General features: G+C 59.8%; 17 protein-coding genes. 12 read left to right on the top strand and 5 right to left on the bottom strand.

What is annotated here, in order from left to right:
- Positions 1–210 precede the first annotated feature (210 nt).
- Positions 211–531, bottom strand: a complete 321-nt coding sequence (locus IHQ72_RS23590) for a DUF1476 domain-containing protein (RefSeq protein WP_258117584.1) — start codon at positions 529–531, stop codon at positions 211–213.
- A gap of 277 nt (positions 532–808) precedes the next feature.
- Here IHQ72_RS23590 and purC point away from each other — a divergent pair, with 277 nt between their 5' ends.
- The 5 genes from purC (at position 809) to IHQ72_RS23615 (ending at position 3,276) form a co-directional block, all read left to right on the top strand.
- Positions 809–1,603, top strand: coding sequence for a phosphoribosylaminoimidazolesuccinocarboxamide synthase (gene purC, locus IHQ72_RS23595; RefSeq protein ID WP_023674725.1), 795 nt, complete (start codon positions 809–811; stop codon positions 1,601–1,603).
- A gap of 42 nt (positions 1,604–1,645) precedes the next feature.
- Positions 1,646–1,888 carry a phosphoribosylformylglycinamidine synthase subunit PurS gene (purS, locus tag IHQ72_RS23600; protein ID WP_258117591.1) on the top strand — a complete coding sequence of 81 codons (243 nt, stop codon included), beginning with the start codon at positions 1,646–1,648 and terminating at the stop codon, positions 1,886–1,888.
- A gap of 73 nt (positions 1,889–1,961) precedes the next feature.
- The gene (locus IHQ72_RS23605; protein WP_258123915.1) at positions 1,962–2,150 is read left to right on the top strand and encodes a hypothetical protein; all 189 of its coding nucleotides are present in this window, start codon (positions 1,962–1,964) and stop codon (positions 2,148–2,150) included.
- Complete coding sequence (gene purQ / locus IHQ72_RS23610; protein ID WP_258117593.1) at positions 2,147–2,815, top strand: phosphoribosylformylglycinamidine synthase subunit PurQ; 669 nt, start codon at positions 2,147–2,149, stop codon at positions 2,813–2,815. Before IHQ72_RS23605 ends, purQ begins: the two co-directional genes overlap by 4 nt.
- 44 nt (positions 2,816–2,859) lie before the next feature.
- The gene (locus IHQ72_RS23615; protein WP_258117594.1) at positions 2,860–3,276 is read left to right on the top strand and encodes a hypothetical protein; all 417 of its coding nucleotides are present in this window, start codon (positions 2,860–2,862) and stop codon (positions 3,274–3,276) included.
- A 152-nt stretch (positions 3,277–3,428) separates the two neighbouring features.
- Here the strand turns inward: IHQ72_RS23615 and IHQ72_RS37170 are convergent, their stop codons facing one another.
- Positions 3,429–3,581, bottom strand: a complete 153-nt coding sequence (locus IHQ72_RS37170) for a DUF1127 domain-containing protein (RefSeq protein ID WP_374120275.1) — start codon at positions 3,579–3,581, stop codon at positions 3,429–3,431.
- Between the two features lie 185 nt (positions 3,582–3,766).
- Here IHQ72_RS37170 and IHQ72_RS23625 point away from each other — a divergent pair, with 185 nt between their 5' ends.
- The 5 genes from IHQ72_RS23625 to IHQ72_RS23645 all read left to right on the top strand — a co-directional run bounded on the left by IHQ72_RS23625 (position 3,767) and on the right by IHQ72_RS23645 (position 10,079).
- Entirely contained in the window at positions 3,767–5,179 is a 1,413-nt protein-coding gene (locus IHQ72_RS23625; protein ID WP_258117595.1) for an aminotransferase-like domain-containing protein, read from the top strand.
- Between the two features lie 148 nt (positions 5,180–5,327).
- Positions 5,328–7,568, top strand: a complete 2,241-nt coding sequence (purL, locus tag IHQ72_RS23630) for a phosphoribosylformylglycinamidine synthase subunit PurL (RefSeq protein WP_258117597.1) — start codon at positions 5,328–5,330, stop codon at positions 7,566–7,568.
- 86 nt (positions 7,569–7,654) lie between these two features.
- On the top strand, positions 7,655–7,888 hold the full coding sequence (locus tag IHQ72_RS23635; protein WP_023674714.1) for a BolA/IbaG family iron-sulfur metabolism protein: 234 nt from the start codon (positions 7,655–7,657) through the stop codon (positions 7,886–7,888).
- Between the two features lie 443 nt (positions 7,889–8,331).
- Positions 8,332–8,667, top strand: coding sequence for a Grx4 family monothiol glutaredoxin (grxD, locus tag IHQ72_RS23640; protein ID WP_258117612.1), 336 nt, complete (start codon positions 8,332–8,334; stop codon positions 8,665–8,667).
- Positions 8,668–8,918: 251 nt separating this feature from the next.
- Complete coding sequence (locus IHQ72_RS23645) at positions 8,919–10,079, top strand: multidrug effflux MFS transporter (RefSeq protein ID WP_258123916.1); 1,161 nt, start codon at positions 8,919–8,921, stop codon at positions 10,077–10,079.
- A gap of 20 nt (positions 10,080–10,099) precedes the next feature.
- Here IHQ72_RS23645 and IHQ72_RS37510 read toward each other — a convergent pair whose 3' ends face one another.
- A complete protein-coding gene (locus IHQ72_RS37510) occupies positions 10,100–10,417 on the bottom strand; it encodes a UCP034077 family protein (protein ID WP_502572792.1) in 318 nt (105 codons plus the stop codon).
- Between the two features lie 330 nt (positions 10,418–10,747).
- Here IHQ72_RS37510 and IHQ72_RS23650 point away from each other — a divergent pair, with 330 nt between their 5' ends.
- Positions 10,748–11,002, top strand: a complete 255-nt coding sequence (locus IHQ72_RS23650; RefSeq protein WP_258117613.1) for a hypothetical protein — start codon at positions 10,748–10,750, stop codon at positions 11,000–11,002.
- Positions 11,003–11,046: 44 nt separating this feature from the next.
- Positions 11,047–12,138 (top strand): hypothetical protein, encoded by a 1,092-nt coding sequence (locus IHQ72_RS23655; RefSeq protein WP_258117614.1) that lies wholly within the window; start codon positions 11,047–11,049, stop codon positions 12,136–12,138.
- A gap of 328 nt (positions 12,139–12,466) precedes the next feature.
- Here the strand turns inward: IHQ72_RS23655 and IHQ72_RS23660 are convergent, their stop codons facing one another.
- Positions 12,467–12,676, bottom strand: coding sequence for a hypothetical protein (locus IHQ72_RS23660; protein WP_258117615.1), 210 nt, complete (start codon positions 12,674–12,676; stop codon positions 12,467–12,469).
- A gap of 473 nt (positions 12,677–13,149) precedes the next feature.
- A complete protein-coding gene (locus tag IHQ72_RS23665) occupies positions 13,150–13,383 on the bottom strand; it encodes a hypothetical protein (protein ID WP_258117618.1) in 234 nt (77 codons plus the stop codon).
- Between the last annotated feature and the right edge of the window lie 67 nt (positions 13,384–13,450).

Genomic DNA, 13,450 nt, shown 5'->3' on the forward strand with positions numbered 1-13,450 from the left:
CTTTTTGGCTCGCGCATCGGCCTGGAAATCGAAATCGATTTTCGGAGCACGAGGCGAAAACTCAAAGTGTTAGAACTTACTTTGTGCGGCCGAATGGACGCACGCCGCTCTAATGCAGTTCAGCCGGAAACTGCCGCAAAGGCAAAGAAAAACCGCCCGGATAGACCGGGCGGTCGATTGGTCCAGCAAGTCGATTGGCTCAAAGAAAGATCAGGTGTTCTTGATCTGCTCGATCGCCTGCGCCATGAGATCGTCCATGGTGCGGCGAATCTGATGGTCCGACTGGTCGACCCCGGCTTCGTCGAAATCCTTGCGGATCTTGAGGAAAACGTCGTGATCGCCGGCTTCCTCGATGTCGGCGACAACCACTTGCTTGGCATAGGCTTCGGCATCGGCGCCGGACTTGCCCAGCTTTTCGGCGGCCCACATGCCGAGCGCCCTGTTGCGGCGCGCCGAAGCCTTGAACCGAAGTTCCTCGTCGAGTGCGAATTTGCGCTCGAAGCCCTCTTCGCGATCTTTCATGCTGCTCATGGTATCCCTCCGGTCAAATCCGATTCGCTGGTAGCTGAATATGTGTGTTGCCGCAGCACAAACCAAAAGGCCTCGGGTCGGTCAATATGCTACATCACTTGCTGCGCTGCGGCATTTCATTCCCGAAAGCGGTTGATTGAAAGGATTTGCCGATTGAGCAAACAGTGCGATTGGGATAGACACCGGCATTGAACCCCTACCGTTGCCGCACTAATTTAGGCAGACGGACAGGAACTGGTCGCTTGCCGCCTGCCCGGAAATCCAGAGAAAAAATCAGATGAAAAATCGCCGCCGCATTTATGAAGGCAAGGCCAAGATCCTCTATGAGGGACCTGAGCCGGGGACGCTGATCCAATTCTTCAAGGACGACGCGACCGCTTTCAACAAAAAGAAGCACGAAATCGTCGATGGCAAGGGCGTGCTCAACAACCGCATTTCCGAGCACATCTTCAACCATCTCAACCGGATGGGCATTCCGACCCACTTCATCCGCCGGCTCAACATGCGCGAGCAGCTGATCAAGGAAGTCGAGATCATCCCGCTCGAGGTGGTGGTGCGCAATGTCGCCGCCGGTTCGCTGGCCAAGCGCCTCGGCATCGAGGAAGGCACCGTGCTGCCGCGCTCGATCATCGAATTCTATTACAAGGCCGATGCGCTCGACGACCCGATGGTGTCGGAAGAGCACATCACCGCTTTCGGCTGGGCGAGCCCGCAGGAGATCGACGACGTTATGGCACTGGCCATCCGCGTCAACGACTTCCTCTCCGGCTTGTTCATGGGCGTCGGCATCCAGCTCGTCGACTTCAAGATCGAGTGCGGCCGCCTGTTCGAAGGCGACATGATGCGCATCGTCGTTGCCGACGAGATCTCGCCGGACTCCTGCCGGCTGTGGGACGTGGCGACCCAGGACAAGCTCGACAAGGATCGTTTCCGCCGCGACATGGGCGGATTGGTCGAAGCCTATCAGGAAGTCGCCCGCCGCCTCGGCATCATGAACGAGAACGAGCCGCCGCGTCCCGCCGGACCAGTGCTCGTCGCCTCGACCGATGGCGTCAAAGGCAAGCCGCACTGAGATTTTCTGCCGCTCAACACTTCGAACAGGAGCATGTCCAGCGTGATCAAGGCCCGCATTACCGTAACCCTCAAGAACGGCGTGCTCGACCCACAAGGCAAGGCGATCGAACACGCGCTGTCCGGGATGGGCTTTGGCGGCGTCGGCCAGGTGCGGCAGGGCAAGGTTTTCGACGTCGAGCTTGCTGAGAGCGACAAGACCAAGGCCGAGGCCGACCTCAAAGCCATGTGCGACAAGCTTCTGGCGAATACGGTGATTGAGAACTATAGTGTGGCGATTACCTGAGGTTGTGCCGGAGGGCAGATGGCCGAGCTTGATATTTGAAGTCCTCAAGTCCATTCAGTCGCGGCTGGACAGGATGGATTTGACGCTCGGGGAGGTAAAGTCCGAGCTCGGCTCCATCCGCGGCCACCTCATCGCCACCGAGGGTGACGTGAAGAACATCTATGGCGTGCTGGCTCGCCAGGACGAGCGTCTGGAACATATTGAACGCCGCTTAGAGCTGCGCGAACTTGCCGAAGCCCAGAGGCCTTACGAACCGAAATGAAATCAGCCGTCGTTCTTCTCCCGGGCCTCAACCGTGACCGCGACATGATCGCGGCGCTGACCAAGATTTCGGGAACGCCGCCGGTCACCGTCTGGCAGACCGACACCGAAATCCCCGATGTCGACCTGATCACCATTCCGGGCGGCTTCTCCTTCGGCGACTATCTGCGCTGCGGCGCCATTGGCGCGCGCATGCCGGTGATGCGGGCGGTCGCCGAAAAGGCGGCCAAGGGTGTCATGGTCATTGGCGTCTGCAACGGCTTCCAAATCCTGGTCGAGGCCGGCCTGCTGCCGGGCGCCTTGATGCGCAACACATCGCTGAAATTCGTCTGCCGGCAAGTCAAGCTGCAGATCGCCAACGCCAACACGATATTCACCCGCCGCTATCAGCCGGGCCAGATCATCCGCTCGCCGGTGGCGCATCACGACGGCAATTACTTTGCCGACGCCGAGACGCTTCGCAGGCTCGAAGGCGAAGGCCAGGTCGTGTTCCGCTATGCCGAAGGCACCAATCCCAACGGCTCCATCAACGACATTGCCGGTATCATCAACGGCCAGGGCAATGTGCTCGGCCTGATGCCGCATCCCGAGAACCTGATCGAAGCGGCGCATGGCGGCAGCGACGGCCGGGCACTGTTCGAAAGTGCCCTCGGCATCGCCGCTTGATATCTTCAGCATTCATCTTTTTTCCGAATTCGAAATAGGCGCGCATGAGCCCGAGACAGACGATCGCCCGCCTCGCTCTCGCCGCCGCCGCCGGCCTTGCGCTCGCCTCCTGCCAGTCGAAGCCGAAAAGCGCACCGGCGCCTTCGGGCAAGAGTGCGGCGCTGCTTGCCATGGAACAGGTGGCAATCGCCGCCCACAAATGCTGGATCGCCAGCAAGGATCCCGCTTTCAGGCCCTATCAGATGGCCAATGAGCTGAATTCGTTCACCGGCACGCCGCGCTTCCTGCTGGTCCCGGCCAAGCATTATGGCGGAAAGCCGTTGCTGGTGGTGCAAGCGCAAGGCAATTCACGCCGTATCGACGTCTACGGTCCGCTGATGAACGAGCCGCTCGGTGCACGCGTCGGCTCGGATATCGCGCGTTGGCAGACAGGCAACCCGGCCTGCGGTGCGGCTGCGTAGCGTCATGGCCCGCTTGCTGCAGATAGCCGGCCTGGTCATAGGATAAGAATAGATAATGAGGGTAACTTCTCGGCGATGAGGAAGACCGCAGCGGCACTCAACGCCGGCTGCCCATCCCGCTATTCGAGACGGGAGCATGCGACGACGTACTTTCAGTCCCAGAACGGCCTCAGACCCTCGCGATGCGCCTCGCAGCGCGAGATGCCGATGTCCTTGAGCTGATCGTCGGTCATCTCCAGCAGTGCCAGCCGGCTGCGCCGGCGATCCAGCAGGTCGCCGACCCGGTTTGCGAGTGACCTGACCATACACACGAGAGCTGAATTGCTCGGGGCGCGCCGGGCAGGCCGGCAAGGCTATGTCCGTCGCCTGGTGCGACGGATTGTATCGATTGCAGCCATTTTCTTGCTACCAGAATTGGAGATTGTACCTTTTTATCGCGAAACCGATATGTATTGACTCTTAATTCGGTGCAATATAGAAAATTGTCACCATGACAAATTGGCTTCCTGACCTTACGTCCGGCTCCGGGCCCCTGTATCAACGGCTTGCGGATTCCATTGAAACGGACATCGACCGCGGCGTGATCGATGCGGGGGCGAAACTGCCGCCGCAGCGCGATCTGGCATACGACATCGGCACGACGGTCGGCACGGTCGGTCGGGCCTACCAATTGTTGCGCGAGCGGGGGCTGGTAAGCGGCGAAGTCGGGCGCGGAACCTATGTCCTGGGCCGGCATGACACCAAAACCGATCTGTTGGCGCCCGACCCGCAGGTGGAAGGCACGCGCTATATCGATGCGCCTCGCGGCAAACTGCGCTTCGACAGCACGGCCGCGCCTGATACTGGCCAGGGCGCCATTGTCGCCGATGTGCTCTCGCGCACGGCGCAGGACCATCCGTATGAGATTTCAAGCTATACCCGGGATTTTCCCGACCGCTGGTTCGACGCCGGCTGCAGCTGGCTCTCGCGCAATTCGTTTCGCCCGAGCCCTGATGGCATCGTTCCGACGCTCGGCACCCATGCCGCGGTTATGGCGGCGATTGCCGCGCTGACCACGCCCGGCGACTATGTCGCCTTCGAGCACCTCACCTATTCGCAGATTTCACGCAGCGCCGGCCTGATCGGCCGTCGGACCGCGCTGGTGACGTCAGACGAGGAAGGACTCGATCCAGAGGATTTCGAGCGCGTCTGCGCGCAAAAACACCCGAAAATGATGTTCCTGATGCCGACGGCCAAGAACCCCACACTGGTGACGCTGTCGGCAACGCGGCGCGAGGCTATCGCGCGCGTCGCGCGCGAATACAATGTCGTCCTGATCGAGGACGATCTCTATGGCGATCTGACCGACGACCCGACGCCGCTCTTGGCCGAATATGCCCCCGAACGGACCATCGTTGCCGGTGGCCTGTCGAAATCCGTCGCGGCTGGTGTTCGCGGCGGCTGGCTCGCCTGTCCGCCGGCCTATCGGCACCGGATCCGGGTCGCTCACAAGATGCTGACGGGCGGCCTCCCCTTCCTGCTGGCGGAAGTGTGTAGCCGGCTGGTGCTGTCCGGCCAGGCCAGCGAGATGCGCAAGCGCAGCATCGTCGAGATCAACGCGCGCATGGCGATCGTGCGCGAGACGCTGGCCGGGTTCGACTTCAAGGCCGTGGACAATGTGCCCTTTGTCTGGCTCACCCTGCCTGATCCATGGCTTTCCGGCACGTTCAAGAATGCCTGTCTCGAACATGGCGTGCTTATCGATGATGAGGACGAGTTCAAGGCGGGCCGTTCCGAGCAGGTTTTCCACGGCGTGCGTTTCGGCGTTTCACAGCCGAGTCGGCGAGAGGACATCGCGGGCGGCGTCGGCGTGATCAGGCGGCTTCTGGACGAAGGCCGTGCCGGTTACGACAGTTTCTCCTGAGCCGGCTTGAAACCGGCGGATCGAGTAGCGATCTTTCGCTGGTTGCTGCCCCTGTGGCTTTCCATCGTTTTTCGTCGCTTGATGGGTGTATCGCCTGCAAAGCTTGCGATAAGACGGGACTCGATCCCAAGGATATAAATTGCTGCCCATGACCAGTTCCAATTCCGTGCCGATCACTCCGGAACTCATTGCCGCGCACGGGCTGAAGCCCGACGAATATCAGCGCATCCTCGACCTGGTCGGGCGCGAGCCGAGCTTTACCGAGCTCGGCATCTTCTCGGCGATGTGGAACGAGCACTGCTCCTACAAATCCTCGAAAAAGTGGCTGCGCACGCTGCCGACCACCGGGCCGCAGGTCATCCAGGGGCCGGGCGAGAATGCCGGCGTGGTCGATATCGGCGACGGCGACTGCGTCGTCTTCAAGATGGAAAGCCATAACCACCCCTCCTACATCGAGCCCTATCAGGGTGCGGCGACCGGCGTTGGCGGCATCCTGCGCGATGTCTTCACCATGGGCGCGCGGCCGATAGCGGCGATGAATGCGCTGCGCTTCGGTGCGCCGGATCATCCCAAGACCAGGCACCTCGTCGCCGGCGTCGTTGCCGGCGTTGGCGGCTACGGCAATTCCTTCGGCGTGCCGACGGTCGGCGGTGAGGTCAATTTCGACGCGCGCTACAATGGCAACATCCTGGTCAACGCCTTCGCGGCGGGGCTTGCCAAGACCGATGCCATCTTCCTGTCGGAAGCCAAGGGCGTCGGCCTGCCGGTCGTCTATCTCGGCGCCAAGACCGGCCGCGACGGTGTCGGCGGCGCCACCATGGCCTCGGCCGAGTTCGACGACAAGATCGACGAGAAGCGGCCCACCGTTCAGGTCGGCGATCCCTTCACCGAAAAATGCCTGCTCGAAGCCTGCCTCGAACTGATGGCGTCCGGTGCCGTCATCGCCATCCAGGACATGGGTGCCGCCGGTCTCACCTGCTCGGCGGTCGAGATGGGCGCCAAGGGCGACCTCGGCATCGAGCTCGACCTCGACAAGGTGCCGGTGCGCGAGGAGCGCATGAGCGCCTATGAGATGATGCTGTCGGAGAGCCAGGAGCGCATGCTGATGGTGCTGCGCCCCGAAAAGGAAAAGGAAGCCGAGGCGATCTTCCACAAATGGGGCCTCGACTTCGCCATTGTCGGCAAGACCACCGACGATCTGCGCTTTCGCGTGCTGCACCAGGGCGACGAGGTCGCCAACCTGCCGATCAAGGACCTTGGCGACCAGGCGCCGGAATATGACCGTCCCTGGGCCGAACCGAAGAAGCCGGTGCCCCTGGCTGCCAGCGATGCACCACAAGCCGACGTCGCCGAGGCGCTGATGAAACTGCTCGGCGGTCCCGACCTGTCATCGCGCCGCTGGGTATGGGAGCAGTACGATACGCTGATCCAGGGCAATTCGCTGCAGCTTCCGGGCGGCGATGCCGGCGTGGTGCGCGTCGAAGGTCATCCGACCAAAGCGCTCGCCTTCTCCTCCGACGTGACGCCGCGCTATTGTGAGGCCGACCCTTACGAGGGCGGCAAGCAGGCGGTGGCCGAGTGCTGGCGTAACCTTACCGCCACCGGCGCCCTGCCGCTCGCCGCCACCGACAATCTCAATTTCGGCAACCCAGAACGGCCCGAGATCATGGGCCAGTTGGTCGGCGCCGTGAAAGGCATTGGCGACGCTTGCCGTGCGCTCGGCTTCCCGATCGTCTCCGGCAATGTCTCGCTCTACAACGAAACCAACGGGCAAGGCATCTTGCCGACGCCGACCATCGGCGGCGTCGGACTGATCGCCGACTGGTCGAAGATGGCGCGGATTGGCTTTGCCGCCGAGGGCCAGATGATCCTGCTGGTCGGCGCGCCATCCATGTGGGGAACGCATCTCGCCCAGTCGGCCTATATGCGCGACATTCATGGCCGCACCGACGGCCCGCCGCCGCCGGTCGACCTCGACCATGAAAAGCGCGTCGGCGACCATGTGCGCGCCCTGATCGCCTCCGGCGTCGTTACATCAGCGCATGACGTATCCGATGGCGGCATTGTCGTCGCGCTGGCCGAGATGGCGATGGCGTCCGGCATCGGCGCGACCGTCCCCGGCCTGGTCGGGACCGATCCGATCCCGGTCTGGTTCGGCGAGGATCAGGGCCGCTATCTCTTGACGCTGTCGATCGATCCGCAGAGCAAGGAATGGGATGCAATTCGCGAAGAGCAGAGCAAGCTCGGCATCTTTGCGCCGTGGATCGGCTCGACCGGCGGCAATGACCTGAAACTCGGCGAGGCACGGGCGATCCCTGTCAGCGAATTGACCGCTACCCACGAATCCTGGTTTCCTCGCTTCATGGCAAATGAGGTCGTGGACCCGTGATATGATCGAGTGGGGTCGTTTGGGTGTGGTTCATCCGCCATTTCGATCATATTTATGAGATCACGACCTGAACAAGGAATCCTCGCATGGCAATGGACGCGCACGACATCGAACGGCTGATCAAGGAAGGCATTCCGGACGCCAAGGTGACGATCCGCGACCTGGCCGGTGACGGCGACCATTATGCGGCCGAGGTGGTGGCCGAAAGCTTTCGCGGCAAAAGCCGCGTCCAGCAGCATCAGATGGTCTATGACGCGCTGAAGGGCAATATGGGCGGCGTGCTGCACGCGCTCGCTTTGCAGACCAGTGTGCCGGACTGAGCTTCGGCGTCCAACCCCTCGTTACTTTTTCGCCGAGACGGCAATCATCGGCCCTGCCGGATATTTTTCGCCGACGATCGATCTCTGGCCATTCGACCGCGCCGAGACCGCCCGTCGAAGAAAAGCGCGTTGGGACAGTGCAGCGCATCGCGGAACAGGCGTGCAAAGCTGCCGAGACTGACTTGCGAGCACCAGATCGCGATTGCCTGAGCCAGAAGATCAAGGCCAGCGTAACGGGCACAATACCAATCAGGATTGCCGCGCCATCTCGCCTTTTATCGCTTCCTTGGGAAAATAGCTGGCCGATGCTCTTGGCCCAATATCAAGCCATCCTTTGCGCCATTTGCGTGACGATGCGGCAAACGTCTTGTTTCAGGCAACCTATGGGTTTATTTGAAAGGCATGTTTCGAGCCCGACTCCCGCGGGCATGAAAGGATTCTCTATGAGCGGTATCAACGACTACATCGACAGCGAAGTGAAGGGCAACGACGTCGTCCTTTTCATGAAGGGCACGCCCGGTTTCCCGCAATGCGGGTTTTCCGGTCAGGTCGTGCAGATCCTCGACTACATCGGGGCCGACTACAAGGGCGTCGACGTGCTGACCTCGGCCGAGCTACGGCAAGGTATCAAGGAATATTCCAACTGGCCGACGATCCCTCAACTCTACGTCAAGGGTGAATTCGTTGGCGGCTGCGACATCATCCGCGAGATGTTCCAGGCAGGCGAACTTCAGACGTTCCTCGTCGAAAAGGGCGTGGGCGTAAAAGGCGCCGCCTGAATTTTGTTTGCGCATGATCCTTTCCGAAATCGATCCCGATTTCGGGGTCATGCGCTAAACGCCGGGCCAGCCCCCACCTCGGCAGACTGAGTACCTCCCCCGTATTGGGGCCTAAGACGAATGAATGCGCTGGTGCGCCGGCGCTTTTCGTTTGAAGATCGGACTTTGCCGTGGATCAGCATGCACAAGCGCCGGAGGCAAGCACCTTGCCTATTCCGCGCTGGGAATTCATCGCGCTTTGCGCTGCGTTGATGGCGCTCAACTCGCTGGCCATCGACATCATGCTGCCGGCGCTGCAGCAGATCGGCGCTTCGCTGGGCGTGGAAAATGAAAACCACCGCCAATATGTGATTGCCGCCTATATTCTGGGCTTTGGCGGCGGGCAGCTCTTCTTCGGGCCGATCTCGGACCGTTTCGGACGCCGTGCTCCGCTCGTCGTAGGACTGGTGATCTATGTCGCGGCGGCGGCTGCGGCGGCAATCGCCCCGTCATTCGCTATTCTTCTTCTGTGCAGGCTGGTGCAAGGCATTGGTGCGGCGGCCACGCGCGTCATCGCCGTCTCGATCGTGCGCGACACGTTCGAAGGTCGCCGCATGGCTGAGGTGATGTCGCTGATCTTCATGGTGTTCATGGCCATTCCGGTGGTGGCGCCAGGCATCGGCCAGTTCATCATGCTGTTTGCGACCTGGCACTGGATCTTCATCACCATGGCGGCGGGCGCGCTGATCGTCTCGGCCTGGTCGCTGCTGCGCCTGCCCGAAACGCTGCGTCCCGAACATCGCCGGCCGCTGACGGCATCATCCGTCCTTGGCGGTTTCCGCATCGTGCTGACCAATCGCATGGCGCTCTGCTACGCCTTTGCCAGCACCTTCATCTTCGCGGCCATGTTCGGCTTCATCGCCTCGGCACAGCAGATCTACGTCGATGTGTTCAAAGTCGGCGAGATGTTCCCGGTGATTTTCGCAGGGATCGCCGGCGTGCTCTCCTTTTCGAGCTATCTGAATTCGCGCCTTGTCGGCCGCATCGGCATGCGCCGCCTATCGCAAAGCGCGCTGCTCTTGTTTCTGGCCATCAGCCTCGCCTGGCTGGTCGTTTCCATCCAAATGAAGATGCCGCTCTGGCTTTTCATCACCTTCTTTGCCTGCACGATGGTCCCGTTCGGCGCACTCGGCGCGAATTTCAACGCACTCGCCATGGAGCCGCTCGGCCAATTGGCCGGGACAGCGTCGTCCATTCTGGGTTTTATGCAGACCTTCCTCGGCGGCGTGCTCGGCACGCTGATCGGCCAAGCCTTCAACGGCACGGTGACGCCCTTGGCCGCCGGATTCTGCAGCGTTTCGCTTGGCGCATTGGTGATGGTGCTGATCGCCGAGCGCGGCAAATTCTTCCAGCCGCAGAACCCGCCGGTTTAATGCACATTGCCGGACCCGCTCTAGGATTCACCCCCACTCGCTGCTGTGAAGCGAGGGAACAGCGTACGCCCTGCGATCGCTCCACCCATGCGGTCCGAAACGGGCAGTGGCAGGGCCTTATCGAGAGCCTCGAGGACGGAGGCGACGAAGGCCCGGTTGAGGCTGCCATCATCCCCTAGACTAAACGGGCAGTTCCACAGGAGAAGCGGACGTTGGGACGTTATCTGCCGAACTTCCGGTTTTGGCGCAACCCCGACCTCCAGCGTCATCGCCGCCGATGTCTGCTTTCGGAAGCGGAAGCTGATCTCTACGGCCGACATGGGGCGCAAAGCGGTCATTGCGCGCCGCGCGATGAGTCGCCAATGGGGTCCATCTCAAGATCTTGGCGCGAGTTGGACGACAGCATCATCCGCCTGACCAAGCGATAGGGGAACTAGTTCACAGTTCGGAATCGGCTAAGTAGTTGTAATTGTTAAATGCAGAACCTGTGAACCAAAATGCGGTGGTTCACAGCTTCGGAGAAAAATCGCTTGAAGAGAACGCTATGGCCCTCTCAGCCTCCGATGCAGTTCACAGGTTTTCTGTCGGAACCGCGCAGAACACGGGGATTCCGAGCGGCAGCACGGCAATCGGAGAATAGTTCCGCAGACCGACTGGCGGAGGGAAGGGTGCTGGAATCCAACATTCTCCACATCGGGCCGGTCGATCCGCGAGGCCGCCGCCACATAGTCATGGACCGGACGCCCAACAGCAAAATTCTTTCACTCGATGTCGAGGTGGAGACCGAGCAACTGCTGAAGAACGAGAAGGCGGCCGGCTATTTTGTGGTCAGCCACGGCCGCAACAGCGAGGCGGAAGCAGCACTCCGCCTCGGAACGCTCGTGATTGAGGGGCCCTCGCTTCCTTGTCCTTTTCTCTTTTGAGGGTATTCTCGATCGTAGCTATCGGAAGATTGACGGAGGGTTGCGTGAGCGGACTCAGGTATCATTCTTGGTTTCGAGGCGTCATCGTATTCCCGGCTTTTCTTGGAGCGTTATTGTGCCACGCCCTCTCATCTAGTTCAGCGCAAGAGCTGCCTTTGAATATTCCCTTGATAAAATTAGAGTACCCGGGAACTCCTCAAAATATTCGCATGCTGTATATCAATATATTGTTTCTTGGATATCGAAAGATAGCTCAACCGCTCCTATTTGACACTGGATCGAGCGGGATGACTATCGATTGTACCGTTGTACTTCCTACGAAGATGTGTTCAGAAAAAGGAATAAAGATCAAGAAAACTTTCGAATTAGATGGATTGACCGTCACTACTCAAAAAACTGTCATGCACTATGGAACGTACGATGAGTATGGCAATGTGGCGTCCGCCCGCGTGATCTTTGGATCGGCGGACTCGGCTGCATCTACCGCCGTGTCTATCCCCTTCCTTATCCGCTACAAGGAAGTTAGGCGCAGCACAGGTGAAGTTGTCGGAGGCCCGCTCTGGCCAAAAGGAATCTTTGGGGTCTCGCCGCTTGGCGGTGGCGGACCAAATCAAATGTTGAAGTCACCCCTGAACTCGGTAAGTGCGGGGAACGGCTTGCGACAAGGGTACTTTCTTTCACCGATCGGGACAGATTGGAAGGTCTGTACAAATGAAGATTTGAATTGTCCACAAATTGACGCCCTTCATATCGGGTTATCAGATAGTGTAAAGAAGGATTTTAAAATAAAGAAATGGGAAAGAGCCAGTAAGAACTATAATTTTCCAACAACCGAGGCTTGCATCTTCTGGGGAAAAAAGCCAATATGCCGACCGACACTGTACGATACAGGCAACTCGACAATTATGGTTGCCGGCGGGCCGCCAAAGAAACCTGGTTTATCATTGGATACTGGGGTCAATGTTACTGTAACGTCCCCGAACCATGACGAGTGGAGGTTCACCACCACATACAAGCCAGAGGTTGAGTTCGTTCCGCAAATTGAGCATCACATTATAGGCGTACGATATTTTGAAACGAATAGCTTGCTGTTTGACTTAGAGAGTAAAGAAATCGGCTTCCGCATTGGAAAGTGAAAACCGGCCGGGTCGATCTGATGCCATTGCTAAGGTGCGTGTAGCGCTTGTTGCCGCCGACCTTGCCGGCGGCTGCACTGGCCGTCCCGTGCTTGCGCTGTGACACTTCACGACGCTCGCAGCGCTACACCGAACGTCGTCGCCACAGCCCGGCACGTCTGGCCCGACGCAATGGCAGCAACCACGCATTCGCAAAGATCGGGGAATATGTCACCGTCCCGCAAATTGTGCCCATTCTGCACTAAGGTTTGGCGCGTGTCAGCCCGAGCCCTCCACAATCGTCCTTGCGGCCGGAATTCTCGTCCACAAATGAGGACCGTTCGTTAAATTAGGCCGGCCAGAAGTAATAGACCGCCACCATGTTGGCGGCGGCCGCCGCCGTCAAAGCCGGCAGGGATGGCCGCCAGATCGCGAAAGCAGCGAGCGCCAAGGCGATTGCCGATGCCGTCCACGCGGTGCTGATTTCCTCATTCAGGACGACTGGCGCACCAGTGCCCGGCAGCGTTGCCTGAAAGGCGGGATTGGGCTCAACCGCCATGCCTGCCGGGGCACCGGTCAGAGCAAAACACAACCCGCCCCGACATGAGCAGCCTGCTCGATTATGGTTAACGAATTCTCAATGCCGCCGCATCGTTTCCGGCTGGCGCGACAGGATCGAACAGGAAAAACGAACGTGTCACCGACCAATCTGCTTGAAGAAAACGAAACGTGCGTCCTGGGCCGTCTCTGTGGCAAGGAAGGGCTATCTAGGCAAGCTGCACGCTGACTGGAAGCACCCGTTGCGATTTTATTTGGCGTTTGCCCTCCACTGTATTTGGTGACATGATCCCATCGCTGGTTTCGGCCAGCGAGCGATGAAGCGCTTGTTGTCACAGCGGATCGCCAGAGCAGAGCTTGACAGCACCCTTCAGTGGGTCCGTTCAACAGCGCCAGATGCGATACGCAGAGCGGCAGCGCCGAATCGAACAGGGGCGACCGGAGAAATTCGATCGCCTCTTGCTTTTCCGGCCTTCAGGTCCGGGTGGACATGATTTCAGTCCCTGCCTGTCGCTTCAATTTGACAGCGTCCACCAGTCCAAGCTTGTCAAAATCTTCTTCCGTCAACTTCGTTTGCGACAGAACCGTGACGCTTTCGCACTGGGCTAACACCTTCGCCTGTGCGACCTCTTTATCGCGAACCCCAACGATAAAGTGTCGTGTCTTCCCACGATCTTCTACCGCGATTTGCCAACCGGTTCCGGACACATGAAACTCCTATGCCTTGCGGTACGCATATAGGAGCGGGGCCGGAAGCGACAACGTCAGAGTTCGG

It is taken from the genome of Mesorhizobium onobrychidis (assembly GCF_024707545.1).
Lineage (GTDB): Bacteria > Pseudomonadota > Alphaproteobacteria > Rhizobiales > Rhizobiaceae > Mesorhizobium > Mesorhizobium onobrychidis.